The organism is Methylomarinovum tepidoasis (assembly GCF_030294985.1).
Classification (GTDB): Bacteria; Pseudomonadota; Gammaproteobacteria; order Methylococcales; family Methylothermaceae; genus Methylohalobius; species Methylohalobius tepidoasis.
Window position 1 is genome coordinate 1,411,286 of the sequence record NZ_AP024718.1, and the last position, 23,708, is coordinate 1,434,993.

General features: G+C 67.2%; 22 protein-coding genes. 14 read left to right on the forward strand and 8 right to left on the reverse strand.

Features of this window, described 5'->3' with window-relative positions; all coding sequences use genetic code 11:
• Window positions 1-10: 10 nt before the first annotated feature.
• Together argF and MIN45_RS07175 are read right to left on the reverse strand one after the other, a co-directional pair.
• A complete protein-coding gene (gene argF, locus MIN45_RS07170; RefSeq protein ID WP_286291256.1) occupies window positions 11-904 on the reverse strand; it encodes an ornithine carbamoyltransferase in 894 nt (297 codons plus the stop codon).
• Window positions 901-2,076 carry an acetylornithine transaminase gene (locus MIN45_RS07175; protein ID WP_286291257.1) on the reverse strand — a complete coding sequence of 392 codons (1,176 nt, stop codon included), beginning with the start codon at window positions 2,074-2,076 and terminating at the stop codon, window positions 901-903. Before MIN45_RS07175 ends, argF begins: the two co-directional genes overlap by 4 nt.
• 409 nt (window positions 2,077-2,485) lie before the next feature.
• Between MIN45_RS07175 and bufA2 the strand changes: the two genes are divergently transcribed.
• The 3 genes from bufA2 to MIN45_RS07190 are packed head-to-tail and all read left to right on the forward strand — an operon-like array spanning window position 2,486 to window position 4,500.
• Entirely contained in the window at window positions 2,486-2,911 is a 426-nt protein-coding gene (bufA2, locus tag MIN45_RS07180; protein WP_286291258.1) for a BufA2 family periplasmic bufferin-type metallophore, read from the forward strand.
• 37 nt (window positions 2,912-2,948) lie between these two features.
• A complete protein-coding gene (gene bufB / locus MIN45_RS07185; RefSeq protein WP_286291259.1) occupies window positions 2,949-3,785 on the forward strand; it encodes an MNIO family bufferin maturase in 837 nt (278 codons plus the stop codon).
• A complete protein-coding gene (locus tag MIN45_RS07190; protein ID WP_286291260.1) occupies window positions 3,772-4,500 on the forward strand; it encodes an HvfC/BufC N-terminal domain-containing protein in 729 nt (242 codons plus the stop codon). Before bufB ends, MIN45_RS07190 begins: the two co-directional genes overlap by 14 nt.
• An 8-nt stretch (window positions 4,501-4,508) precedes the next feature.
• On the opposite strand, the gene MIN45_RS07195 is transcribed toward MIN45_RS07190, so the two are convergent.
• Window positions 4,509-5,786: a hypothetical protein gene (locus MIN45_RS07195; RefSeq protein WP_286291261.1), complete on the reverse strand. Its 1,278-nt coding sequence runs from the start codon at window positions 5,784-5,786 to the stop codon at window positions 4,509-4,511.
• Window positions 5,787-5,858: 72 nt separating this feature from the next.
• On the opposite strand from MIN45_RS07195, the gene alaC reads away from it, so the two are divergent.
• Genes alaC through MIN45_RS07225 form a run of 6 tightly spaced genes read left to right on the forward strand, consistent with a single transcriptional unit; the run spans window position 5,859 to window position 12,534 of the window.
• Entirely contained in the window at window positions 5,859-7,043 is a 1,185-nt protein-coding gene (gene alaC / locus MIN45_RS07200) for an alanine transaminase (RefSeq protein ID WP_286291262.1), read from the forward strand.
• Window positions 7,044-7,078: 35 nt separating this feature from the next.
• Complete coding sequence (locus MIN45_RS07205) at window positions 7,079-8,389, forward strand: homoserine dehydrogenase (protein ID WP_286291263.1); 1,311 nt, start codon at window positions 7,079-7,081, stop codon at window positions 8,387-8,389.
• A gap of 4 nt (window positions 8,390-8,393) precedes the next feature.
• A complete protein-coding gene (thrC, locus tag MIN45_RS07210) occupies window positions 8,394-9,464 on the forward strand; it encodes a threonine synthase (RefSeq protein ID WP_286291265.1) in 1,071 nt (356 codons plus the stop codon).
• Window positions 9,465-9,467: 3 nt separating this feature from the next.
• Entirely contained in the window at window positions 9,468-11,171 is a 1,704-nt protein-coding gene (recJ, locus tag MIN45_RS07215; RefSeq protein WP_286291267.1) for a single-stranded-DNA-specific exonuclease RecJ, read from the forward strand.
• Window positions 11,168-11,995 carry a carboxylating nicotinate-nucleotide diphosphorylase gene (gene nadC, locus MIN45_RS07220; RefSeq protein WP_286291268.1) on the forward strand — a complete coding sequence of 276 codons (828 nt, stop codon included), beginning with the start codon at window positions 11,168-11,170 and terminating at the stop codon, window positions 11,993-11,995. Before recJ ends, nadC begins: the two co-directional genes overlap by 4 nt.
• A 2-nt stretch (window positions 11,996-11,997) precedes the next feature.
• Complete coding sequence (locus tag MIN45_RS07225; protein ID WP_286291269.1) at window positions 11,998-12,534, forward strand: hypothetical protein; 537 nt, start codon at window positions 11,998-12,000, stop codon at window positions 12,532-12,534.
• Here MIN45_RS07225 and MIN45_RS07230 read toward each other — a convergent pair.
• Genes MIN45_RS07230 through gltA form a run of 3 tightly spaced genes read right to left on the reverse strand, consistent with a single transcriptional unit; the run spans window position 12,531 to window position 16,089 of the window.
• The gene (locus tag MIN45_RS07230) at window positions 12,531-12,896 is read right to left on the reverse strand and encodes a YraN family protein (protein ID WP_286291271.1); all 366 of its coding nucleotides are present in this window, start codon (window positions 12,894-12,896) and stop codon (window positions 12,531-12,533) included. The two genes, MIN45_RS07225 and MIN45_RS07230, sit on opposite strands and share 4 nt — an antisense overlap.
• Entirely contained in the window at window positions 12,874-14,721 is a 1,848-nt protein-coding gene (locus tag MIN45_RS07235; protein WP_286291272.1) for a penicillin-binding protein activator, read from the reverse strand. Before MIN45_RS07235 ends, MIN45_RS07230 begins: the two co-directional genes overlap by 23 nt.
• A gap of 3 nt (window positions 14,722-14,724) precedes the next feature.
• Window positions 14,725-16,089 (reverse strand): citrate synthase, encoded by a 1,365-nt coding sequence (gene gltA / locus MIN45_RS07240; protein WP_286291273.1) that lies wholly within the window; start codon window positions 16,087-16,089, stop codon window positions 14,725-14,727.
• 292 nt (window positions 16,090-16,381) lie between these two features.
• On the opposite strand from gltA, the gene MIN45_RS07245 reads away from it, so the two are divergent.
• The 5 genes from MIN45_RS07245 (at window position 16,382) to MIN45_RS07265 (ending at window position 20,869) form a co-directional block, all read left to right on the forward strand.
• On the forward strand, window positions 16,382-17,962 hold the full coding sequence (locus MIN45_RS07245; RefSeq protein ID WP_286291278.1) for a peptide chain release factor 3: 1,581 nt from the start codon (window positions 16,382-16,384) through the stop codon (window positions 17,960-17,962).
• Window positions 17,963-18,243: 281 nt separating this feature from the next.
• Window positions 18,244-18,681 carry a c-type cytochrome gene (locus tag MIN45_RS07250; RefSeq protein ID WP_286291279.1) on the forward strand — a complete coding sequence of 146 codons (438 nt, stop codon included), beginning with the start codon at window positions 18,244-18,246 and terminating at the stop codon, window positions 18,679-18,681.
• A gap of 103 nt (window positions 18,682-18,784) precedes the next feature.
• A complete protein-coding gene (gene pip, locus MIN45_RS07255; RefSeq protein ID WP_286291281.1) occupies window positions 18,785-19,732 on the forward strand; it encodes a prolyl aminopeptidase in 948 nt (315 codons plus the stop codon).
• On the forward strand, window positions 19,729-20,298 hold the full coding sequence (locus MIN45_RS07260; RefSeq protein WP_286291283.1) for a UbiX family flavin prenyltransferase: 570 nt from the start codon (window positions 19,729-19,731) through the stop codon (window positions 20,296-20,298). Before pip ends, MIN45_RS07260 begins: the two co-directional genes overlap by 4 nt.
• Window positions 20,299-20,311: 13 nt before the next feature.
• Entirely contained in the window at window positions 20,312-20,869 is a 558-nt protein-coding gene (locus MIN45_RS07265; protein WP_286291284.1) for a Uma2 family endonuclease, read from the forward strand.
• Here MIN45_RS07265 and bioA read toward each other — a convergent pair.
• Window positions 20,818-22,143 (reverse strand): adenosylmethionine--8-amino-7-oxononanoate transaminase, encoded by a 1,326-nt coding sequence (gene bioA, locus MIN45_RS07270; RefSeq protein WP_286291286.1) that lies wholly within the window; start codon window positions 22,141-22,143, stop codon window positions 20,818-20,820. The genes MIN45_RS07265 and bioA overlap by 52 nt on opposite strands.
• Window positions 22,140-23,654 (reverse strand): Ppx/GppA phosphatase family protein, encoded by a 1,515-nt coding sequence (locus MIN45_RS07275; RefSeq protein WP_286291289.1) that lies wholly within the window; start codon window positions 23,652-23,654, stop codon window positions 22,140-22,142. Before MIN45_RS07275 ends, bioA begins: the two co-directional genes overlap by 4 nt.
• Between the last annotated feature and the right edge of the window lie 54 nt (window positions 23,655-23,708).

Below are 23,708 nucleotides of genomic sequence, written 5' to 3' on the forward strand. Positions count from 1 at the left end.
CGGTGCGGGTTTACCCCGCCAGGAATTCCATCAATGCCTTCTGCGCGTGGAGGCGGTTTTCCGCCTCGTCCCAGACCACGCTTTGCGGGCCTTCCAGCACCTCGGCGGCGACCTCCTCGCCACGATGGGCCGGCAGGCAGTGCATGAACAGGGCATCCGGCTTGGCCAGGGCCATCAGCGCGGCGGTGACCTGGAAATCCCGGAAGGCGGCGATGCGTTGCTGCTGTTCTTCCTCCTGTCCCATGCTGGCCCAGACGTCGGTGACCACCAGATCGGCATCGCGGGCGGCCGCCTTGGGATCGTGGCCGAGGGTGACGTGGTCGCCGGCCTCGGCCACCAGTTGCACCTCGGGCTCGTAGCCGGGGGGGCAGGCGATGTGGAGATGGAAATCGAACAACACCGCGGCGTTGATGTAGGACTGGCACATGTTGTTGCCGTCGCCGATCCAGGCCACCTTGCGACCGCGGATGTCGCCGCGGTGCTCGACGTAGGTCTGTATGTCCGCGAGCAGCTGGCAGGGATGGAAGCGGTCGGTGAGGCCGTTGATGACCGGCGCCGATGAATGGGCGGCGAAACGTTCCACGGTGTCGTGACGGTGGGTGCGCAGGACGATCAGGTCCACCATCCGCGACATCACCCGGGCGGTGTCCTCCAGCGGTTCGCCGCGGCCGAGCTGGGAGTCGCGCGGCGACAGGAACACCGCCGCCCCGCCCAGCTGGACGATGCCGGCTTCGAAGGACACCCGGGTGCGGGTGGAGGCCTTTTCGAAGATCATCCCCAAAAGCTTGTTGCGGAGGGGCTCGTAGGGCGCCTTGAGGGCCTTGAGGGCGATGGCGCGGTCGATGAGGTGATGCAGTTCCTGCGGGCTCAGGTCGCGCAGGGTGAGAAAGTGGCGTGGTTTCACGGTTTGTCCAGGGTTTGAATGATGAGGGTTGAAAGGGTGTCGAGCAGCTGCCTCGCCTGGTCGTCGTCGAGGATCAGGGGCGGCAGCAGCCGGACCACGGAGGTGGCGGTGACGTTGATCAAAAGTCCCGCCTCCAGCGCCTGCGATACCAGCGTGCCGCAGGGACGGTCGAGCTCGATACCGAGCATGAGGCCCCGGTAGCGGATGTCCCGGACCCCGGGGAGAGCGCCGAGACGCTCCCGGAAGCCGGCGGCCAGCTGCCGGCCCAGGGTCTGGGCCCGGGAGAGAAGATTTTCCGCTTCGAGGACGCGGAGCACTTCCAGCGCCACCCGGCAGGCGAGGAAGTTGCCGCCGAAGGTGGAACCGTGCATCCCCGCCTGCAGCACCTCGGCCGCTTCCCCCCGGGCGAGGCAGGCACCGATGGGAAAGCCGTTGCCCAGGGCCTTGGCCAGGGTCATGACGTCGGGAACGATTCCGGCATCCTGATGGGCGAACCAGTGGCCGCAGCGGCCGATGCCGGTTTGCACTTCGTCGAGCATCAGCAGCCAGCCGTGACTGTCGCAGAGCCGGCGCAGCCGGGCCAGGTAATCCGGCGGCGGCACCCGCACCCCGCCCTCGCCCTGGACCGGTTCCACCAGGACGGCGACGATGTCGGGATCGTCCGCCAGGGCCGCGACCGCCTCCGCCTGCCCGAAGGGGCAGTGGACGAAACCCGCCGCCAGGGGCTCGAAACCCTGCTGGATCCTGGGATTGCCCGTGGCGCTGAGGGTCGCCAGGGTGCGGCCGTGGAAGCTGCCTTCCATCACGACGATCTTCGGCGTTTCGATGCCGCGGCGGTGGCCGTAAGCGCGGGCCAGCTTGATGGCGGCCTCGTTGGCCTCGGCGCCGGAGTTGCAGAAGAAAGCGTTGTCCATCGCCGCTAGCCGCGTCAGTTCGGCCGCCAGCCGCTCCTGGGGCTCGATGCGGTAGAGGTTGGAGGTGTGCCACAGATTGCCGGCCTGGTCGCACAGGGCTTGGGCCAGACGCGGATGGGCGTGCCCCAGATTGCACACGGCGATACCGGCCAAGGCGTCCAGATAACGCCGGCCTTCCGTGTCCCACAGCCAGGCGCCTTCGCCGCGGACGAAGGCCACCGGCAGGCGGGCGTAGGTGGGCATGACGGCGGAGGTCATGAGCGCTTCCCTCAAGTTCGGTGGAAAACAAAAAGGCAGCCGCGTGACTGCCTGAAATGGGCAATTCTAACGGAATGGGTCGGCAGGGAACAAGCTGCGACAGGGCAATCGCATGAACGCTGCGCTCATCCAGGCCGGGGTGTCGAGGTGGTGGATATCCTTCCACCGGGCTTGCTTCGACAGCTCAATCACCGTATCGTGCATCTTTGCGGGGTATCGTTCATGGCGCCTCATCATCCGACGAGTCTCGAACCATGAGGAGCCTACGACACCCCCGCTCACTCGGCGAGTTTTGTCAGGCAGTCAAGTCGGCGGCCTGTATTGTCTGTGATATCGGGGAAGGCAGCTGTAAGGATTTTCCCTGCAGGCCACTTAATTTGTTGATTCAATCGTCAAGGAGTCGTTCGTGATGAGCAAGTACCAGTTTTCCCGGGGTGCGGTCTTGGCGACGGCGGCCGCGGCCATCTTCAGCGCTGGCTGTACCTCGCAGAATCAGGCTGAACAGGAAGGCAAGGCGGCTGCCGCCCAGCCGCAGGCGCTCCGGCCCGGTCAGGCGCCGATGCAGCAGCAGGGTCAAGAGGCCATGCAGGGCATGGAAGGCAAGGCCAAGGGCATGATGGAAGGCATGAAACAGCGGATGCAGGGGGCCGTGGATCAGGCGACCGAAGTCAAGGTGGCCTGTTTCGGCATCAACGCCTGCAAGGGCCAGTCCGAATGCGCCACTCCCAACAACGCCTGCAAGGGCATGAACGCCTGCAAGGGCCAGGGATTCCTGTACGTCAGCCTCAAGGAATGCGAGGCCAAGGGCGGCAAGGTCATCACCCCCAGCATGTGAACCGGCGGCCCGCCGTCAGGCAGGCCGTTCAGATACCATGACGCCCCGTCCCTTTCCCGGCTTCGGCCTCGGCCTGCGCAAGGAGCACTACGAAGCCGTGTTGACGCAAAAGCCGGCGCTCGGCTGGTTCGAGATTCTCACCGAGAACTATCTGGTCGATGGCGGCAAGCCGCTGCACTATCTCGACCGCATCCGCGCCGACTACCCGCTGGCCATGCACGGGGTCTCCCTCTCCATCGGCAGCACCGATCCCCTGAACCGGGATTACCTCGCCCGCCTCAAGACCCTGGTCGATCGGGTCGAGCCGCTGTGGGTGTCCGACCACCTGTGCTGGACCGGGGTGGACGGCCTCAACCTCCACGACCTGCTGCCGCTGCCCTACACCGAAGAGGCGCTCGGCCACGTGGTCGCCCGGATCGGGCAGGTGCAGGACTTCCTGGGGCGGCGGATTCTGCTGGAGAACGTCTCCAGCTATCTCAGCTATCCCGAATCGGAGATGGCCGAGTGGGAATTTCTGTCTCAGGTGGCCGAACGGGCCGACTGCCTGATCCTGCTCGACATCAACAACATCTACGTCAGCGCCCGCAATCACGGCTTCGATCCCGACGCCTATCTGGCAGCGATCCCGCCCGGGCGGGTGTGGCAGTTCCACCTGGCCGGTCACACCGACCTGGGGGAGGTGGTCATCGATACCCACGATCACCCCGTCCGGCGGGAGGTGTGGGACCTGTTCGCCCGGGCCGCGGCCCGCTTCGGGCCGGTGGCCACCATGATCGAGCGCGACGACCGCATTCCGCCGCTGGAAACCTTGCTTCAGGAGCTGGACCAGGCCCGTCGCATCGCCGAGCCCCTGTGGACCCATGAAGCTGCGTGAGCGCCAGCGGCAGCTGCAGCAGGAGATCGTCACAGGCCGGAGGTTGGACTGGCCGGGGCTGGCGATCTACCAGAACGCCTACCGCCTGCGCCTGACCGAGGCCCTGGCGGTGGATTATCCGCTGCTGCGGCGCTGGCTGGGGGAGGCGGCTTTCACTCGCCTGGCTCGGGATTATCTTGCCGCCTACCCGTCGCGTCATTTTTCCATCCGCCGGATCGGCCGCCGGCTGCCCGAATTCCTCGCTCGGCAGGGGGAAGCGGCGCTGGCGGATTTCGCCGCCTTCGAATGGGCCCTGGGGCTGGCCTTCGACTGCGCCGACGCCCGGGCCTTGAGGCCCGCCGATCTGGCTGCGGTGCCTCCGCAGGACTGGCCGGGGCTGCGCTTTCGTTTCCATCCCAGCGTGCAGCTCCTCTGGCAGCGTCACGCCATTCTGCCCCTCTGGCGCGCCCTGCAGGCAGGCGATCCTCCGCCCGCCTGCCCGCCCTTGGAGACGCCGGTGCCGGTGTTGATCTGGCGGCGGGAACTGCGACAGTTCTTCCGCTCTCTGACGCCGGAGGAGGCCGGCGCTTTGGAGCGTCTGCGGCAGGGGGAGGATTTCGCCGCCTGCTGCGAATGGCTGGCGCGACGACCTGCCGTGGATGATGCCGCCCACCGGATCGCTTCCTGGCTGCAATGTTGGCTGCGGGAAGGTTTGATCGTCGGATTTCGTGTTTGACAGACGACCTAAAACATTCCCGAGACCCACACCGTCACCTGATTCCCATACCCCGTCCGGCCCCGCTTGAGGCCGAAATTGTGGGCGTAGTCCACCACCAGCAGCAGTCCACCCGGCAGCCCACTGCTCAGGCGCACGCCGGCGAAGGGCATCAGGGTGTTGTGGCGCTGGCGTTTGCCGTGGCGGTATCGGATGGGATCCAGGTGAGCGGTGCCGCCGTAGAGGTGGACGAAGCTGAAGAAGGTGGGGGCGAAGCGGTATTCACCATAGCCGATGGCGTAGTGGCGGGGGAAGAATTCCAGATAGGCGGCCCCCGGGATAACGGGAAAACCGGTGGTGTGGAAGTCCATTCCCAGGGGATTGATGCCGCCGCCGAGGCGGCGGGTGACGCTGCGGTTGAAGCGGTCGGGGTGGTGGGTGATGCCTGCGTTGACGGCGGCGATCAGGCGGTGGCGGCCGCCGGCGAAGGGGACGGGCAGGGCGGCCAGGGCGTAGCCGCTGCCGGTCAGGTAATGGCGGTGGCCGTTTTCCCGCCGGTCGACGCCCCAGTCGCGCCAGTTCGCCCGCCAGCCCCAGACGCCGTCGGCGCCGAAGGCCAGTCCTCGGTCCGGCAGGCTGAGCAGGTTGCGGCGCAGCCCGTCCCAACGCAGTTGCAGCCGCGAGCGCAGCTCGAAGGTGTCACCGGGCGAGCGGAAGCGTTGGGCGTGGTCGCCGAAGTAGAGCAGGCCGGGTTCCACGATTAGATCGGCGGCGGCCATGTTGTCCACCGCCGGCCCCACCTGGCGGCGGTAGCCAAGGCCGATGCCGGGGCGCACGTAGCCCCATTCGGTTTCACCGTCCTCGTCGTTGCGGCCTTCGATCAGCTCCCCCTGCTGCAGTTTGGGAAGCGTGTAGTTCTCGAAGGTGGTGACCCATTCGAAGGGCGAGCCGTCGCGGAAGCTGCGGGCGTGGAACAGATGGTTGTAGACCAGGGCGATGTCGCCGTAGAGCAGGTGGTTTTCGTCGGGCCGGCGCCACAGGTAGAGCGATCCGGCCGGATCCACCGGGCGGTCGCCGGGGGTGGGGAAGTTGAAGGTGAGTCCCAGGGTCCAGGCGTCGAGACGGCGGCGGTCGAAGCCGGGGAAGCGGATCTCGCGGCCGAGGAAACGGGTGTGGAAGGGCTCGCCCAGGGCGGGGGGATCGTCCGCCAGTGCCGCCGCCGGCGTGAGGCCGCCGGTGGGTTGCGCCGCCAGCGCCGCACTGCACAAAGCCGCTGCGATGCCGTGAAACCAACGCCTTTTCGCCATCGTCTCAACTCCTGTTTGACAGTTGGAAACCACCCAAGTAACTTTAACCCATTTATCTCACCGACTGAACGGATGGAAGAATTCCAACGCATCAAGCGCCTGCCTCCCTACGTCTTCAACATCGTCAATCAGCTCAAGGCCAGGCAGCGGGCCGCCGGCGAGGACATCATCGACTTCGGCATGGGCAACCCGGACCAGCCGCCCCCGCGCCATATCATCGACAAGCTGGTGGAAGCGGCCCAGCGCGACAACACCCACCGCTATTCCCTGTCGAAGGGGATTCCGCGCTTGCGCAAGGCCATCTGCGACTGGTACGCGCGCAAGTACGACGTCCAGCTCGACCCGGAAACCCAGGCCATCGTCACCATCGGCTCCAAGGAGGGGCTGGCCCATCTGGCCTTGGCGACCCTGGGGCCGGGGGACGTGGTGCTGGTGCCCAACCCCGCCTATCCGATCCACCCTTACGGCTGCGTCATCGCCGGGGCCGACATCCGTCACGTGCCGCTGACCTCGGGGCGGGATTTCTTCGAGGAGCTGGAGCAGGCCATCGCCGATCTGTGGCCCAAGCCCAAGATGCTGATCCTCAACTTCCCCGCCAACCCTACCACCCAGTGCGTGGATCTGGCGTTCTTCGAACGCGTGGTAGCCATCGCACGCGAACACCGCATCTGGCTGGTGCACGACATCGCCTATGCCGAGATCGTCTTCGACGGTTACCAGGCGCCGTCCATCCTCCAGGTGCCGGGGGCGATGGATCTGGCGGTGGAGTTCTACTCCCTGTCCAAGACCTACAACATGCCCGGCTGGCGGGTCGGTTTCATGTGCGGCAACCGCGAGCTGGTGGCGGCCCTGGGGCGGCTCAAGTCCTATCTTGACTACGGCATGTTCACGCCGATCCAGATCGCCGCCATCACCGCCTTGGAGGGCACCCAGGACTGCGTGGACGAGATCCGCGCCATGTACAAGCGCCGCCGCGACGTGCTGTGCGAAGGCTTGAACCAGCTCGGCTGGGAGGTGGAGAAACCCAAGGCCACCATGTTCGTGTGGGTGCCGATTCCTGAAAGCTACCGGGCCATGGGATCGCTGGAATTTTCCAAGAAGCTGCTGCTGGAGGCCAAGGTGGCGGTCTCCCCCGGCGTCGGCTTCGGCCAGTATGGAGAGGGTTTCGTGCGCTTCGGCCTGATCGAGAACGAACACCGCACCCGCCAGGCGATCCGCGGCATTCGCCATATGATGCGGCGGGACGGGACGTTATAATGCCGTCAGTCATCCCTGAACGAGGAGTGAGGACATTGGAACCGGTCAAAGTCGGCCTTCTGGGGCTGGGAACCGTCGGCGGGGGCACGGTCAACGTGCTGGCCCGCAACGGCGAGGAGATCGCCCGCCGCGCCGGCCGGGCGCTGGTGATCGCAAAAGCCTTCACCCGCAGTCCGGACAAGCCGCGCATCTGCGACCTATCCGGGATCGAGCAGGTTACCGATCCCTGGCAGGTGGTGAACGATCCGCAGATCGCCATCGTCGCCGAACTGATCGGCGGCACCGACATCGCCCGCGAGTTGGTGTTGGGTGCCATCGAGCGGGGCAAGCACGTGGTCACCGCCAACAAGGCGTTGATCGCCCTCCATGGCAACGAGATCTTCGCCAGGGCCTCGGAAAAGGGGGTGATGGTGGCCTTCGAGGCGGCGGTGGCCGGCGGCATCCCCATCATCAAGGTGCTGCGCGAGGGGCTGGCGGGCAACCGCATCGAATGGCTCGCCGGCATCATCAACGGCACCGGCAACTTCATCCTCACCGCCATGCGCGACCAGGGGCGCGACTTCGACGACGTCCTTGCCGAAGCCCAGCGTCTCGGTTACGCCGAGGCCGATCCCACCTTCGACGTGGAGGGCATCGACGCCGCCCACAAGCTCACCATCCTCGCCGCCATCGCCTTCGGTATCCCGCTCCAGTTCGACAAGGTCTATACCGAGGGCATCACCCGTATCACCCAGGAGGACGTCCGCTACGCCGAGGAACTGGGCTACCGCATCAAGCACCTGGGGATCGCCCGCCGCCGTGAGAACGGCGTGGAACTTCGGGTCCATCCCTGCCTGGTGCCGGCCCGGCGCCTCCTGGCCAACGTGGACGGGGTGATGAACGCGGTGGTGGTGAAAGGGGACGCCGTCGGCCCGACGCTCTACTACGGTCCCGGCGCCGGGGCCGAGCCGACCGCCTCGGCCGTGGTGGCCGATCTGGTGGACGTGGTCCGCACCATGACCGCCGATCCGGAAAACCGCGTCCCCCATCTGGCCTTCCAGCCTGACGCCCTCTCGGACCTGCCGCCCCTGCCCATGGCGGCGGTGGAGACCGCCTATTACCTGCGCCTGCGAGTGGCCGACCGTCCTGGGGTGCTGGCTGACGTGGCCCGTATCCTCGCCGACGAAAACATCAGCATCGAAGCGGTGATTCAGAAGGAGCCCCAGCCGGGCCAGACCGACGTGCCGCTGATCTTCCTCACCCACCGGGTGCGGGAGCAGGCTTTCGACGCCGCCCTGGCGCGCATCACCGCTCTCGACAGCGTCAAGGCCCCGCCATACCGTATCCGCCTGGAAACTTTGGAGTGAATCCGTGACCCGTTACACCGGCCTCATCGACCGTTACCGCGACCGCCTGCCCCTGCAGCCCGGCACCGTCCCCGTCTCCCTGTGCGAGGGGGACACGCCCCTGATCCGGCTGGAGAACATCCCCAAGCTGATCGGCCGCGAGGTGGCGCTGTACGTCAAGTTTGAGGGACTCAATCCCACCGGCTCCTTCAAGGACCGCGGCATGACCGTGGCGGTGACCCGGGCGGTGCGCGAGGAGGGCAGCCGGGCGATCATCTGCGCCTCCACCGGCAACACTTCCGCCTCGGCGGCGGCCTATGCGGCCCGCTGCGGTATCAAGTGCTTCGTGCTGATTCCGGAAGGCAAGATCGCCCTCGGCAAGCTGGCCCAGGCGCTGATGCACGGGGCCGAGGTGATCCAGATCCAGGGCAACTTCGACGACGGCATGCGCATCGTCAAGGAGATCGCCGACCACGCCCCGGTGTCCATCGTCAACTCCATCAATCCCTACCGCATCGAGGGCCAGAAGACCGCCGCCTTCGAGATCGTCGATGCCCTGGGGGACGCCCCTGACTATCATTGCCTGCCGGTGGGCAACGCCGGCAACATCACCGCCTACTGGAAGGGATACAAGGAATACCACGGCGACGGCGCAGCCTCGAAGCGGCCGGTGATGTGCGGCTACCAGGCCGAGGGGGCCGCGCCCTTCATCAAGGGCGCGCCGGTGGAGAACCCGGAAACCGTCGCCACCGCCATCCGTATCGGCAATCCTCAGTCGTGGGAGGGCGCCGTGGGCGCCCAGCGCGAATCCGGCGGCTGGTTCGAGGCTTTCTCCGACGAGGACATCCTCAAGGCCCAGAAGCTGCTGGCCGACCGTGAAGGCATCTTCTGCGAGCCGGCCTCGGCTACTTCCGTCGCCGGCGCCATGCACGATCTGAAGACCGGCAGGATCCCCGAGGGCAGCACCGTGGTCTGTACCCTCACCGGCAACGGCCTCAAGGACCCGGACACCGCCATCCGCCAGTGTCAGGTAGCCCCGGCCGCGGTTCCGGCGGATCTGGAAGCGGTGAAACGGGCGATTTTGGACCGGCTGTAAGCGGTGCGGCGCAGGAAGCTCGTTCCCCGGCCGCTTCCGAAGGACGGCGGCGACCTGCCGCCCCGCCTCCATCCTGTCCTTGCCCGCATCTACCTGGCCCGCGGGATCCGCCGGGCCGAGGAACTCGATTACACCTTGAAGCGCCTGCCGCCGCCCGGTGCCCTCAGCGGCATCGAGGCGATGACCGAGCGCCTGGCGGCGGCCATCGAGCGGGATGAGGCCATCCTGGTGGTGGCCGATTACGACGCCGACGGGGCGACCGCCTGTGCCCTGGCGGTGTCGGGGCTGCGGGCCCTGGGCGCCCGGCGGGTGGATTTCATCGTCCCGGACCGCTTCAGGCTCGGTTACGGTCTGACGCCCGGTCTGGTGCGGGAGGCGCTGGCCCGCCGCCCCGACGTGCTGCTGACGGTGGACAACGGCATCGCCAGCCTTCAGGGGGTGGCGGCGGCCAAGGAAGCCGGGCTGGACGTGCTGATCACCGACCATCATCTCCCCGGCGAGGCGCTGCCTGAGGCCGACGCCATCGTCAATCCCAACCTTCCTGAAGACGCCTTCCCCAGCAAGGCCCTGGCCGGGGTGGGGGTGATGTTCTACGTCCTCATCGCCCTGCGGGCGAAATTGCGGGCACGGGGGCGGGCGGCGGAGGTCAATCTGGCCGACTGGCTCGATCTGGTGGCGCTGGGCACGGTGGCCGACGTGGTGCCCCTGGACGCGGTCAACCGCATTCTGGTCCACCAGGGGCTGGAACGGATGCGGCGGGGGCGGTTGCGGCCTGGCATCCGGGCGTTGCTGGAGGCGGCCGGCCGCAGCCTCGCCGATCTGGTGGCCAGCGATTTGGCTTTCGCTGCCGGCCCCCGCCTCAACGCTGCCGGCCGCCTCGACGACATGACCGCCGGCATCCGCTGTCTCCTCAGTGACGATCTCCGTGAGGCCCGCACCCTGGCGGCCCGGCTCGACGCCCTCAACCGCGAGCGCCGCGACATCGAGGCCCAGATGCAGGCCGAGGCCCTGCGGATTCTGGACAGCCGCGACTGGGAGGACGGCAGCGCCGCCATCTGTCTTTACGACCCCGGCTGGCACGAGGGGGTGGTCGGAATTCTGGCCTCGCGGATCAAGGACCGCACCGGCAGGCCGGTGATCGCCTTCGCCCCGGGGGAAGACGGCCTGCTCAAAGGTTCGGCGCGCTCGGTTCCGGGGCTCCACATCCGCGACGTGCTCGCCGCCATCGATGCGGCCCGGCCGGAGCTGATCGCCCGCTACGGCGGTCATGCGATGGCGGCGGGTTTAAGCCTGGCGCCGGAGAATCTGGACCGTTTCGCCGCCGCCTTCGAGGCTCAGGTGGCCGCCGCCGGAATCGCCGCCGACGAGGTCCTGGTCACCGACGGTACCCTCGAACCGCCGCAGTTTTCCCTGAATCTGGCCGAAACCCTGCGCCGGGCCGGTCCCTGGGGACAGGCGTTTCCGGAGCCCCTGTTCCACGGCGACTTCAGCGTGCGCCAGGCCCGCATCGTTGGCGAGCGCCATCTGAAACTGACCGTGGTCCCGCCCGGCGGCCCGGCTCTGGACGCCATCGCCTTCAATCTGGACGACCCGGCCGCTTGGCTGGATTGCGCCCAGCTGCGCCTGGCCTATCAGCTCGACGTCAACGAATTCCGCGGCCGCCGCAGCGTCCAACTGAAAGTGGATTATTTGGAGCCTTTGCAATGATCGTCGATCGTGAGCAGATCCGGGCCTGGCTGGCCGAGGACGTGGGCAGCGGCGACCTCACCGCCGCCATCATCCCACCGGATCGGCAAGCGGGCGGGGAGGTGATCACTCGCGAGTCCATGGTGCTGTGCGGCCGCGACGGGTTCGAGGCGGTCTTCGCCGAGGTCGATCCCGCCTGCCGCATCCACTGGGAGGCGGCCGAGGGGGAGGCGGTGGCCGCCGATACCGTCCTGTGCCGGCTCGAAGGCCCGGCCCGGGCGCTCCTGACCGCCGAGCGCACCGCCCTCAACTTCCTCCAGACCGTGTCCGCCACCGCCACCGTCACCCGCCGTTACGCCGAGGCCGTCGCCGGCACCGGCGCGGTGGTGCTCGACACCCGCAAGACCCTTCCGGGGCTCAGGCGCTGGCAGAAGTACGCGGTCGAGGTGGGGGGCGGGGTCAACCACCGCATGGGGCTGTACGACGGCATCCTCATCAAGGAGAACCACATCGCCGCCGCCGGTTCCATCGCCGCCGCGGTGCGGCAGGCCCGGGCCCTGGAAACCGGGCTGCCGGTGCAAGTGGAGGTGGAGTCGCTGGCGGAGCTGGAAGAAGCCTTGGCAGCCGGCGCCGACATGATCCTGCTCGACAACTTTTCCCTGGAAGACCTGCGGGCGGCGGTGCGCCTGAACGCCGGGCGGGCGCTGCTGGAGGCCTCCGGCAACATCGGCCTCGACGACATCCGCGAGGTAGCCCTGACGGGGGTCGACCGGATCTCCGTCGGCGCCCTGACCAAGCACGTGCGGGCGGTGGATCTGTCGCTGCGCCTCACCCTGGAGGAATGAGCATGTCGCGCTGGGGCCAGAATTTCGTCTTCCCCCTGTTCACCGTCACGGCGGCGATTCTGGCGGTGGTTTTCTGGCTGTGGCCGCCGCTGCTGGTGGGGCTGAAGCAGTACTGGCTCTGGGTGCTGTCCGTGGGCGTGGTGGCCCTGGTGCTGGTGTTGCTGTTGGCGTGGCGTGGGTTGCTGTCCCCGGCGCGGCGTTACGATCTGCTACTGTGGGCCTCGCTGTGGCTGTGGCTGGGCGGTTGGCTCAACGTGTTCTTTCCCGAAGCGCCGCTGTTCAAGATCTACCCGGTCTATTTCGTGCTTCTGGACGTGTTCGTCGGCCGCTTCCGCTTCGCCGCCGAGATCGGCTTCGCCGACCCCAGGGAGCGGGAACTGGTGGAGACGCTGCTGCGCCAGTGGTGGTTCAGCGCCCCGCTGTGGGCCGGCATCGTGCTGCTGACCCTGCTGTTTCCCCAGCGCTATCTGGCCTATCCGCTGGCGGTGAGCGTGCTGACCCTGCGTTTGTCCTTGGGGTGGGTGCTGGGGGAAGATTAACCTTCACCCTCGATGGCGTTGCGGATCCACTCGATCCGGTAGCCATTCCGGTCGGGGGTGAGGGCGACCACGTCGAAACGCGCCGGACAGTCTCCGTGGCGGGCAAGGAACAGCGCGGCGCCCTGCCGCAGCCGCCTCTGTTTGCACCGGTCGATGGAGGCGGCGCCGTCGGCGAAGGCGTTGGGACGGCGGCAGCGCACCTCCACGAACACCAGCCATTCCCCCTCGCGCAGGATCAGGTCGATCTCCCCGCCGCGCCAGCGCCAGTTGCGGGCGACCAGCGTCAGGCCCCGGCGCTGCAGCCAAGCCAGGGCCGCGTCCTCCGCCGCCCTGCCGATGTCACTGGGGGTGCGGCGCGGCATCGGTGAGCGCTTCCGGGGCCAGGCCGTACACTTCCGGCACGCCGTGGCGGAATTCGGCGCAGGTCAGGCGGCGGCGGACCCGCCCTTCCGGACCCAGGCTCAGCAGGCCGGTCGCCCCCTGGACCGGTTGCTGTTCCACCAGCAGGGTGAAGGGCAGCTGCCAGCCGTCCATCCCCAGGGCCGCTAGGCGCAGCCAGCCGCCCGGATGCAGCCCGTACTCGGCCTCGAAGGCGTCCACGGTGGGGAGGTTGCCGACATCGCCGCCCAGCAGCCAGGGGATGTCGCAGAAGCGGATGCCGTCCAGGTCCTGGTCCCGCTGCGGGTCAGGATGGCCTTGGTAGATGTCGCGGGTGGCGTAGACCGGAATGTGCTCGGCGCGGTGGAACAGCAGCTGCGGGCGGATCAGCCGCCCCTGGCGTGGATCGGCCTGGAGGAAGAGGAAATCCGCGTCGCGCCGCACCCGGGGCTGGAATTTCACCTCCCACACGACTTTGCGCAGACGCCGGTAGCGGCGCTTGCTTTCGTCGATGTTGAGCACCTTTTCGATCGCGGCGGTGTGATCGGCCTGGGCAGGATCGTAGCGGGCCGTTTCCAGCAGGCGGCCGCCCAGATTCTCCCAGGTGGCGGCGAAATGGCCGCCGATGCGTTCCCCCGTTGGCGTATCCGGCAACAGGGCCAGAGCGCGGCGATGATCGTGCATCCAGGCGCTGGCGGCGACCTGTTCGACGCTTTCTTCGGGAGACAGCGCCAATTGATAGAGCCCGGGGCGGGCCGTCTGCGCGAGCCGGTTGAGGGCCAGCACGGGGGGATCGAAGCCGGGCAGCGCCGCCAGGCGTTCCAGCCTGGGCTTCAGCAGCGGGCCAAGGACCATCTGCGCGCCCTCGTCCGCCGCCTGACGGTAAAGCGCCACGGGATCGCCGGATTCGCTGTCGTAAAGCGCGAAGTCGGCCTCCCAGGCCGTCGGCTGGCGGCGCAGGGCTTCGATACCGGCCAGCACCGCCTCGCCGGCCTGCCGGTAGGGGCCGGAGGTCGGCAGCAGCGCGGCGATCTTTTGCGGCCGTTGCAGCGGCGGGGCCAGGGTGGTCAGATAACGTTTGAGAAAGCGATGGCGGTCGGCCGGATGATAGGGATGACGGCTGCGCCATTCGGCGACGGCCGCATCCAGGGCCGGTGAGCGGTTGGGATAGCGGCGCAGGATCCGGGCCAGCTCGACCCAGCCGGCCAGTTCCCGGTCGCCGCTTTGGGCCAGGGTCTGCAGCGATTCCTGCGGCAGATGCAGCAGCGCTTCGAGGATGGCGGCGTTGTTGTCGCTGACCGAGCGCGGGTCACGCAGGAAACGGGCCAGGGCGATGCGTTCGCGCACCTGGGCGGCCAGGTCGCCGGTCAGGGCGTAGGCGCGGGCCTTGAGTTCATGCAGTTGCCGCTGACGGATGGGCGGCAGCCGGCGCGGGTCGATGCACTCCAGATGGCGCAGCGCCAGCTCCGGCCGTTCCGCCGCCAGCGCCAGGCGGGCGCTGAGGAAGGCGTAATCGAGCTGTTCCTCCGCCGGCAGGAGGGCGGGGTCGATCGCCGCCAGCAGCCGGCGGGCGTGGGCGGTTTCCCCGGCCCGGTACCAGGCTTCGGCGGCGTAAAGGCGCGCCCGCAGGCTTTCTGCATGTGGCAGGTTCCCGGCCTGGCTTTCGTAGAGCGAAGCGGCTTGGCGATACTGGCCGGCCTGATACAGGTTTTCCGCTTGGCGCAGGGGCGACGGGGGGGCGGGGCGGTGGGGGACGGCGCAGGCGCTCAGCAGTAACGCCCCCAGGCCGGAAAACAGCAGGCGGCGCATCGGCTACTTTTCCCCACCGCCCCAGAACCGGCTCCAGGTGCGTTGTCCCGGTGTGGGGCGCTTTTCCATCGGCACGAAGGGACGCTGGGGGGCGCCGACGTAGAGCTGGCGTGGGCGGCCGATCTTGGACTCGGGATCGGAGATCATCTCCTTCCAGTGGGCTACCCAGCCGACGGTACGCCCGATGGCGAACAGCACCGTGAACATCCGGGTCGGAAAACCCATGGCGCGCAGGACGATGCCGGTGTAGAAGTCCACGTTGGGATAGAGCTTGCGTTCGATGAAGTATTCGTCCTGGAGGGCGATCTTCTCCAGCGCCATCGCCAGCTCCAGCAGCGGGTCGTCCTCGTGTCCCAGGGCTTCCAGAACCTCGTGGCAGGTCTCGCGCATGATCGCCGCGCGCGGGTCGTAGTTCTTGTAAACCCGGTGGCCGAAACCCATGAGCCGGAAGGGGTCGTTCTTGTCCTTGGCGCGGGCGATGTATTCGGGGATGCGGCGTTTGTCGCCGATCTCCATCAGCATCTTCAGCACCGCCTCGTTGGCGCCGCCGTGGGCCGGTCCCCACAGGGAGGCGATGCCGGCGGAGATGCAGGCGAAGGGATTGGCGCCGGAGGAACCGGCCAGCCGTACCGTGGAGGTGGAGGCGTTCTGCTCGTGGTCGGCGTGGAGGATGAGGATGCGGTCCAGCGCCTTGACCAGCACCGGATCGGGGCGGTATTCCTCCGACGGCACCGAAAAGGTCATGTAGAGCAGGTTTTCGGCGTAGCTGAAGTCGTTGCGGGGATAGACGAAGGGGCGGCCGATGGTGTAGCGGTAGGCGTAGGCGCCGATGGTGGGCATCTTGGCGATGATGCGGTAGGCGGCCAGCATGCACTGCTCGGGATCGTAGATGTCGGTGTCCTCGTGGTAGAAGGCCGACAGCGCTCCCACCACCCCGACCATGATCGCCATCGGATGGGCGGCGCGGGTGAAGCCGCGGAAGAAGTGCATCAACTGGTCGTGGAGCAGGGTGTGGCGTTTGATGTCGTTGACGAATTCCGCCTTCTCCTCCGTCGAGGGCAGTTCGCCGTAGAGCAGCAGGTAGCAGACCTCCATGTAATCGCTTTGGGTAGCCAGCTCCTGGATCGGGTAGCCGCGATAGAGAAGGACGCCTTGCTCACCGTCGATGAAGGTGATCGCCGATTTGCACGAGGCGGTGGAGGTGAAGCCGGGGTCGTAGGTCAACACCCCGGCCTCGCCGTAGAAATTGCGGATGTCGATGGCCGACGGTCCCAGGGTGCCGTGGAGCAGGGGGCGCCGGTAGCGTTTGCCATCGCGTTCGTCGATCAGGGAAAAGTGGTCGTTCGTCCGGGTCTGGTTCTCCGCCATGACGAAAACCCTCGTAGTCGCTGATATGGCTTAAGGTTATCACGAATCCTGGCAGGGAACAGGATCACGTCAGTTCAAACACGTGATGGATTGATCGAGGAGGCAGGTGGTCCGATTCGAAAGCCTCGCCGGCAGGGAGGCCGGCGTGGAGCCTACAGGGAGGTATTGACGGCATCTTTCGAAGCGGACCACCTGCCTCGAGTGCCACGAGCCCGGCGGCAGGGAATGAAAGGCGGCGTCGCCGGTCCAACAGCCGGTATAATCGAACGCTTTTTTCAGACCACCACCATCCATGACCGATCTGCACCAGGAAATCGCCAAACGCCGTACCTTCGCCATCATTTCCCATCCGGACGCCGGCAAGACCACCCTGACCGAGAAGCTGCTGCTGTTCGGCGGCGCCATCCAGATGGCCGGCGCGGTCAAGGGCCGCAAAGCGGCCCGCCATGCCACTTCCGACTGGATGGAGCTGGAGAAGCAGCGCGGCATTTCCGTGACCACTTCAGTGATGCAGTTCGAGCACGGCGGCTGTCTGCTGAACCTGCTCGACACCCCGGGGCACGCCGATTTCTCCGAGGACACCTACCGCACCCTGACCGCGGTGGACTCGGCCCTGATGGTGATCGACAGCGCCAAGGGGGTGGAGGAACGCACCATCAAGCTGATGGAAGTGTGCCGCATGCGCGACACCCCCATCATCACCTTCATCAACAAGCTCGACCGCGAGGGCCGCGAACCCATCGAGCTGCTCGACGAGATCGAAGCGGTGCTCGGCATCGCCTGCGCGCCGCTCACCTGGCCCATCGGCATGGGGCAGCGTTTCAAGGGCGTCTATCATCTGGAGGAGGACGCCGTGCACCTGTTCGACGCCAGGCACCGCGACCGGGTGGTCAAGGGGGAGGTCATCGAGGGACTGGACAACCCCTTGCTCGATGCGCGTCTCGGGGACCAGGCCGGGGAGCTGCGCGAGGAGATCGAACTGGTGCGCGGCGCCAGCCACCCCTTCGATCACGAGGCTTATCTGCAGGGCCGGCAGACGCCGGTGTTCTTCGGTTCGGCGATCAACAACTTCGGCGTGCTCGAACTGCTCGACGCCTTCGCCAAATATGCACCGCCGCCGCGGCCGCGGGCCGCGCTCGAGCGGGTGGTGTCGCCGGACGAGCCCAAGTTCAGCGGTTTCGTGTTCAAGATCCAGGCGAACATGGATCCCCAGCACCGCGACCGCATCGCCTTCCTGCGTATCTGCAGCGGCAGCTACCGCAAGGGCATGAAGCTGTACCACGTGCGCCTGGGGAAACAGATCACCGTCGCCAACGCCATGACCTTCCAGGCCGCCAGCCGCCAGCATGTGGAAGAAGCCTGGCCCGGCGACATCATCGGCCTCTACAACCACGGCACCATCCAGGTGGCCGATACCTTCACCCAGGGAGAAAAGCTCAAGTTCGGCGGTATCCCCTATTTCGCCCCGGAGCTGTTCCGCCGTGTGGTGCTCAAGGATCCGCTCAAGGCCAAGGCGCTGCACAAGGGCCTGCTTCAGCTCAGCGAGGAGGGGGCGACCCAGGTGTTTAGGCCACTGAAGAACAACGACCTGATCCTGGGCGCCGTGGGGGTGCTGCAGTTCGACGTCACCGCCTTCCGCCTCAAAAGCGAGTACAACGTGGAATGCGGCTACGAGCCGGTGGGTGTCGCCACCGCGCGCTGGATCGAATGCGACGATCTCAAGTTGCTGGAGGAATTCAAGCGCAAGAACTTCGAATATCTGGCCGAGGACGGCGGCGGTTTTCTGGTCTATCTGGCGCCGACCCGGGTCAACCTGCAGCTGGCCGAGGAACGCTGGCCACAGGTGCGCTTCAAGGCGACGCGGGAACTGTAAAGGAGGGGGCTGGAAAGGGGTTGCCGGCGGCCAGGGACGGCCGCTCCGGGCCTAAATTCAGGGAAGAATTTCGGTCTGGCAACCCCTTCCCAGCCCCCGGAAGTGCAAATCGATAGGTGTTAGGCTGTGAAAAATTCCCGCCGGAGGCAGCGCCGGGCTTTGCTATAATTCTTTGCTTGTGTACCCGTTTCAGGATGGCGGTCCCAAGGGGGTTCAGTGAGGATTCAGAAGATGACCGCTATCCTGTCACTACCGACAATCCGCAAAGGAGGACCTGACTGATGAAACTGCGTAAACTGATCATGGGTGTGGCGATGGCAGCCGGCATGGGCCTGACTTCCCAGGCGTTCGCCGTCGAGTTCACCCAGGACGAAATGCTGTGGCTGGGAATGAAGATCTACGAGCGCGCCGCCGGCCGCGGCTGCGGCACCTGCCACGACGTGCGTCCGTTCCCGGACCTGACCGAAAGCATCAAGAAGCTGAGCAAAGAAGAATTCCTCAAGGTGGTCAAGGAAGGCCGTCCAGGCACCATCATGACGCCGATGGCACCGCAGATCATGAAAATCGGCCTGGTGGAAAAGGCCTGCATGACCGAAGATCAGGCCCTCGACGCCCTGTACGCCTATCTGAAGGCTTTGTCCGAGGGCAAGATCAAGGGCAAGGTCAAAAAGCCCAAGACCCTGAAGGACAAGATGAAGGCCTGCAAGGCCGGCGGCTGAGCCGTCACGGCATCACGAGGAAACGGCCCGGTCATGACCGGGCCGTTTTCGTTGGCGGTACGGCGGCATGGGTCCCCTGTCCCAATTGGATTACAATATCCCCATGAAAACCCTGTATCCGCCCATCGAACCCTACGCCACCCACTGGCTCGAGGCCGACGGCCACCGCATCTACTACGAGGAATGCGGCAATCCGGATGGGCTGCCGGTGCTGTTTCTCCACGGCGGACCCGGTTCCGGTTGCCGGCCGGATCACCGCCGTTTCTTCGATCCGGCCCGCTGGCGCATCGTCCTTCTCGACCAGCGCGGCAGCGGCCGCAGCGAGCCCCAGGGGGAACTTCGCGACAACGACACCGGCAAGCTGCTGGAAGACCTGGAGGCGATCCGCACCCGCCTCGGCATCTCCCGTTGGGCGGTGTCCGGAGGCTCCTGGGGGGCGGCTCTCGCCCTGCTGTACGCCCAGAAACACCCCGAGCGGGTGCTGGGGTTGATCCTCAGGGGCGTGTTCCTGGCCCGGCCTTACGATCTCGACTGGTTCATCCGCGACGGGGTCAAGCGTATCTATCCGGACCACTGGCATCAGCTGGTCAGCAGCCTGCCGGTTTCAGGCTGGAACGACCTGATCCAGGGTATGTACAAAGCGGTCACCGGCGGCAACGAGGCCCTGCAGCACCGGGTCGTCGAAGCCTGGGCCCGCTGGAGCAACGCGGTGACCCTGGGACGCGACTTTGACCCCGACAAGCTCCCCGATCCCGAGTCCGCCCTGCCCAAGGTCAAGATCGAGCTCCACTACGCCGCCCACCGTTATTTCCTCGACGACAACCGTATCCTGCACGACTGCCGCTACATCCGCCACATTCCCGCCACCATCGTCCACGGCCGCTGGGATCTGGTCTGTCCGCTGGAGGCCGCCTTCGTCCTCAAGCGCCAGCTGCCGGGGGCGGAACTTAGGGTGCTGGAGAACGCCGGGCACATCGCCGCCGGCGAGGAGATGATCGACGCCCTGGTGGATGCCGCAGACCGCTTGGCCGAGCGCCTGAGCGCCCCATGAAAAAGCGCCTCGTCGTCGCCCTCACCGGCGCTACCGGTGCCGTCTACGGCGTCCGCATTCTCGAGCTGCTGCGGCCGCTGCCGGCGTGGGAGACCCATCTCATCGTCTCCCGCGCGGGCGTGATGAACCTGCATCACGAGCTGGGAATGAAGAAACCTCAAGTGCAGGCACTGGCGGACGTCCACTACGACATCGACGACATCGCCGCCGCCATCGCCAGCGGCGCCTTCCGGGTCGCGGGCATGGTGGTGGCGCCCTGTTCCATGAAGACGCTGGCGGCCATCGCCCACGGTTTCGGCGACAACCTCATCAGCCGCGCCGCCGACGTCACCCTCAAGGAGCGCCGCCCTCTGGTGCTGGTGCCCCGCGAAACCCCCCTGAATCTGGCCCACCTGCGCAACATGACCGCGGTGACGGAAATGGGCGGCATCGTCTTTCCCCCGCTGCCGGCCTTCTACGGCCGCGACAAGACCCTGGCGGAGATGATCGACGAGAGCGTCGGCCGTATTCTCGGCTTCTTCGGCATCGAAATCGACGGGCTGGTAGAATCCTGGGAAGGTCTGTAGCGGAGGAAAACCCATGGGCCAAACCGCCAAGCGCCACGCCACCTACGAGGACATCCTCAACCTGCCGGAGAACCTGGTCGGCGAGATCATCGGCGGCGCGCTCTACACCCAGCCGCGGCCGGCGCCGAAACACGCCGTCGCCCATTCGGTACTCGGCTTCAGTATCGGCGGGCCGTTCCACGGCGGCACAGGCGGCCCTGGCGGCTGGTGGATCATCGACGAGCCGGAGCTGCACATCGGCGGCGACATCCTGGTGCCCGACCTGGCCGGCTGGCGGCGCGAGCGGATGCCAGCGCTGCCGGAGACCGCCTGGTTCGAGCTGCCGCCCGACTGGGTCTGCGAGGTGCTGTCGCCTTCCACCGCCCGCATCGACCGCAGCCTGAAGATGCCGCGCTACGCCCGCTGGGGCGTGCCCTATCTGTGGATGGTGGACCCGTCGCTGCGGACGCTGGAGGTTTACGCCCTGGAGCAGGGCCGCTGGTGTGTGCTGACGACCCTCAAGGACGACGACCCGGTGCGTCAGCCGCCCTTCGAGGCGGTCGAATTTCCCCTCGACCGGCTCTGGGCCTGAGCCAGCACCCGGCAGATGCCTTCGGTCAACGCCGCCAGGTCCGCATCGCCCATCACGTAGGCCGGCATGGTATAGATCAGCCTGCCGAAAGGCCGCAGCCAGATCCCGGCTTCGACGAACTTCGGGGTGATCTGCGCCAGATCCACCGGTTCGGTCGTCTCCACCACCCCGATCGCCCCCAGGACGCGCACGTCCGCCACCCCCGGAAGCGCCCGGCAGGGCGCCAGCCCGGCGCGCAGGCCGGCCTCGATCCGCGCCACCCGGGTCTGCCAGTCGGATTCCAGCAGCAGGTCGATACTGGCCGCCGCCACCGCGCAGGCGAGGGGATTGGCCATGAAGGTGGGGCCGTGCATCAGGCAGCCGGCCTCGCTGCAGCGCAAGGTGTCGGCCACGTTTGCAGTGGTCAGGGTGGCGGCCAGGGTCAGGTAGCCGCCGGTCAGGGCCTTGCCGAGGCAGAGGATGTCCGGGGCGATGCCGGCGTGCTCGCAGGCGAACAGCCGCCCCGTGCGACCGAAGCCGGTGGCGATCTCGTCGGCGATCAGCAGCACACCGTGTTCGTCGCACAACCGCCGCGCCCCGCGCAGATATTCGGGATGATAGAACCACATCCCTCCGGCGCCCTGGACCACAGGTTCCAGGATCAGCCCCGCCAGTTCGCCGCCGTGGTGCGCCAGCAGGGCGGCCAGGGGCTCCAGGTCCGCCGGATTCCAGGAGGCGTGGAAGCGGCAGGCCGGACGCGGGGCGAACCGCTGCTGCGCCAGCAAGCCGGAGAACAGGGTGTGCATGCCGGTGACCGGGTCGCACACCGACATGGCGCCGAAGGTGTCGCCGTGGTAGCCGCCGCGCAGGGCCAGAAAGCGGCGCTTCTCCGGCCGGCCGCGGGCCTGCCAGTACTGCAGCGCCATCTTCAGGGCCACCTCCACCGCCACCGAGCCGGAATCGCTGAAGAACACCTTCTCCAGCGGCGCCGGGGTCAGATCCACCAGCCGTCGGCCCAGTTCCACGGCCGGGGCGTGGGTCAGGCCGCCGAACATGACGTGGGCCATCTGCGCCAGCTGGTCCCGGGCGGCGGCGTTGAGGCGCGGGTGGTTGTAGCCGTGGATCACGCACCACCACGAGGCCATGCCGTCGATCAGCGCCCGGCCGTCCGCCAGGTGCAGGCGCACCCCCTTGGCGCGCGCCACCGGCCACACCGGATAGTGGGGCGGCAGGGTGCTGTAGGGATGCCACAGGTGCGCGCGGTCGAAGGCGAGGGCGGCGTTCCAGTCGTTCACAGCTCAATGTCGATGGGATGTCCCAAGGCCTTTTCGGCGATATCCTTCTGCCGCAGGGCGGCCCAGCGTTCCAGCAGCAGGTCGCCCTTGCCGAGGCAACGGATCTCGATGCGCTTGCCGTCGAAGTGGCAATGGATTTCCGCCACCCCACCGCAGCGTTCCTTGTCGAAGGCGATGGCCAGCCGCAGCAGCGCGACCAGTTTGAGCCAGCGTTCCCGCGCCTTCTTGTCCAGCGGGGCCAGCAGCGGGTCGTCCCCGTCCGGCAGTTTCTTGCGCTGGCAGCGCACCACCAGGGCCAAAAGTCGCTGCTCGGCGTCGCTGATGCCCAGCATCGGCATGGCGCTGAGCAGATAGTGGGCGTGGCGGTGGTGGCCGTCGGGGCGGACGAAGATGCCGATCTCGTGCAACAGCGCCGCCAGTTCCAGCAGCAGGCGGTCGCGGGCCGGCAGGCCGTGGACGGGGGTGAGCTGGTCGAACAGCTGCAGGGCCAGGTGGCGCACCTGGTCGGCGTGTTCCCGGTCCACGCGGTACTTGCGTGCCACCGAGGCGGCCCAGGCCAGGGCGTCCTGATGGGCGTTGCCGCGGCGGCGCTGGAGCAGGTCCAGCAGCGCCCCCTCCGCCAGCCCCACGCCGGGGATCAACAGATCTGGTTTGCCCACCAGTTTGAGCACCTGCCGCAGCACGTGGCTGGCGGGGATGATGACGTCGGCCCGGTCCGGGCGCAGTTTGAGTTGCTCCAGCCGCTCCTCGTAGCTCAGCGCGTCCAGACGCTTGCACAAGGCCTTGAGCTGGCCGTACTTGAGGCGCTTGGGCGAACCTGTGTCCAGCAGCTGCCGCCCCAGCTGTCCCAAGGCCTCGATGTTGCCGCCGGTGCCAACGGCGATGTCGATGGGGGTGCCGTCCACCAGTTCGCGGATCTTGCCGGCGTTGGCGTCGAAGAACTCGTCCAGCAGACGGACGAAGCGTTTCTGGTCCTCGCCGCCGAAGCGCGACAGCAGCCGCACCGTGCCCATCTTCAGGCTTTCCAGGGCCGTCACTTGCCCCCGCTCCAGCACCACGAACTCGACGCTGCCGCCGCCGATGTCGATGTGGAAGGCGTTGCGCTTCTCCAGCTCCGGGAGCGCGTGGCGCACCGCCAGGGAAATCAGCCGCGCCTCTTCGGTGCCGGAGATGACCTCGATGACGATGCCGGTTTCCGCCTTTACCTGCTCGATCAGCGCCTGACGGTTCTCCGCCTCGCGCATGGCGCTGGTGGCGATGGCGCGTACCTGGGTCAGGGGGACATGCTTGCGCTCCAGAAGATGGCGGAAATCACGGAAGGTCTCCAGGGCGCGGGCGATGGTGTCCTCGCCGAGGCGTCCCCGGCCGAAGGCGTCCTGTCCTAGCCGTACCGGGGCGCGGATGGCTTCGATGATGTCGAGGCGGCCGCCGTGTCCCAGTGCGCCCACCCGCAGGCGGACGGCGTTGGAGCCGATGTCGATGACGGCGTGAAGCGGAGAGGATTCGGGCACGCGAAACTCCATTGGCAAAGCGGGCATCCAAGTATAGCGAATTTGCCACCTGCG

Excerpts from the sequence above, each read along its gene's own strand:
- MIN45_RS07175 (WP_286291257.1), bottom strand. The coding sequence starts at position 2,076 with ATGACCTCCGCCGTCATGCCCACCTACGCCCGCCTGCCGGTGGCCTTC.
- bufA2 (WP_286291258.1), top strand. The coding sequence starts at position 2,486 with ATGAGCAAGTACCAGTTTTCCCGGGGTGCGGTCTTGGCGACGGCGGCC.
- bufB (WP_286291259.1), top strand. The coding sequence starts at position 2,949 with ATGACGCCCCGTCCCTTTCCCGGCTTCGGCCTCGGCCTGCGCAAGGAG.
- MIN45_RS07190 (WP_286291260.1), top strand. The coding sequence starts at position 3,772 with ATGAAGCTGCGTGAGCGCCAGCGGCAGCTGCAGCAGGAGATCGTCACA.
- MIN45_RS07195 (WP_286291261.1), bottom strand. The coding sequence starts at position 5,786 with ATGGCGAAAAGGCGTTGGTTTCACGGCATCGCAGCGGCTTTGTGCAGT.
- alaC (WP_286291262.1), top strand. The coding sequence starts at position 5,859 with ATGGAAGAATTCCAACGCATCAAGCGCCTGCCTCCCTACGTCTTCAAC.
- nadC (WP_286291268.1), top strand. The coding sequence starts at position 11,168 with ATGATCGTCGATCGTGAGCAGATCCGGGCCTGGCTGGCCGAGGACGTG.
- MIN45_RS07225 (WP_286291269.1), top strand. The coding sequence starts at position 11,998 with ATGTCGCGCTGGGGCCAGAATTTCGTCTTCCCCCTGTTCACCGTCACG.
- MIN45_RS07230 (WP_286291271.1), bottom strand. The coding sequence starts at position 12,896 with ATGCCGCGCCGCACCCCCAGTGACATCGGCAGGGCGGCGGAGGACGCG.
- MIN45_RS07235 (WP_286291272.1), bottom strand. The coding sequence starts at position 14,721 with ATGCGCCGCCTGCTGTTTTCCGGCCTGGGGGCGTTACTGCTGAGCGCC.
- gltA (WP_286291273.1), bottom strand. The coding sequence starts at position 16,089 with ATGGCGGAGAACCAGACCCGGACGAACGACCACTTTTCCCTGATCGAC.
- MIN45_RS07245 (WP_286291278.1), top strand. The coding sequence starts at position 16,382 with ATGACCGATCTGCACCAGGAAATCGCCAAACGCCGTACCTTCGCCATC.
- MIN45_RS07250 (WP_286291279.1), top strand. The coding sequence starts at position 18,244 with ATGAAACTGCGTAAACTGATCATGGGTGTGGCGATGGCAGCCGGCATG.
- pip (WP_286291281.1), top strand. The coding sequence starts at position 18,785 with ATGAAAACCCTGTATCCGCCCATCGAACCCTACGCCACCCACTGGCTC.
- MIN45_RS07260 (WP_286291283.1), top strand. The coding sequence starts at position 19,729 with ATGAAAAAGCGCCTCGTCGTCGCCCTCACCGGCGCTACCGGTGCCGTC.
- MIN45_RS07265 (WP_286291284.1), top strand. The coding sequence starts at position 20,312 with ATGGGCCAAACCGCCAAGCGCCACGCCACCTACGAGGACATCCTCAAC.